This window comes from Carboxylicivirga linearis (assembly GCF_018271995.1).
Taxonomy (GTDB): Bacteria; Bacteroidota; Bacteroidia; order Bacteroidales; family Marinilabiliaceae; genus Carboxylicivirga; species Carboxylicivirga linearis.
Genome location: NZ_JAGUCO010000139.1, coordinates 1 through 553, shown reverse-complemented (window position 1 = coordinate 553; position 553 = coordinate 1). Strand labels below are relative to the sequence as shown.

Below are 553 nucleotides of genomic sequence, written 5' to 3'. Positions count from 1 at the left end.
TTTTTCTGCTAATAAATTAGTTTTGCAGCCGATGAAAATTATTTACCACAAAATTTTTGTTTATGGTTAAACTCATTGGTACAACGGAGAACGGCAGAAATAAACTTATTCAAAAAATAAGACTTATAATATGATGAAATAACACAACTTTCGATTGAGCTTGAGGATAATCATAAGCCATTATTTTTTAACATTTTAAAAGAAGCTTATGATGATAAATCAGAAAATTGTTGCGGAGAACTTTGAAAAGGATTGCCTTGCTGTATTTGAGAATTTACTGCAAGGCTACAGGAAGGCGAAAGAATCGACAGTATGGGAATCTAAAATGGATAACCTTGTAGAGAAATTAACACATTTACCTACTGCTCCATTCCCTACTGAGTTAATGAAACTTTTTGATTATGATTTTCTCGTACAATCGGAAGATATAAATAGTATAATTGAAAAAGCCCTTATTATCAGGGAGCGGATGAAGCATACCAAGAGGTATGTTACCATCAATGAACGATACTTCTCATTTTTATTTCTACCTCCAAATACTCACCTTAAAAGA

At 31.8% G+C, this 553-nt stretch carries 1 protein-coding gene; it reads left to right on the top strand.

Going from position 1 to position 553, the window contains the following annotated elements; genetic code table 11:
* Nucleotides 1–208 precede the first annotated feature (208 nt).
* Nucleotides 209–553: hypothetical protein (locus KEM10_RS24055; protein ID WP_212221024.1), on the top strand; the 345-nt coding region annotated here is incomplete at its 3' end.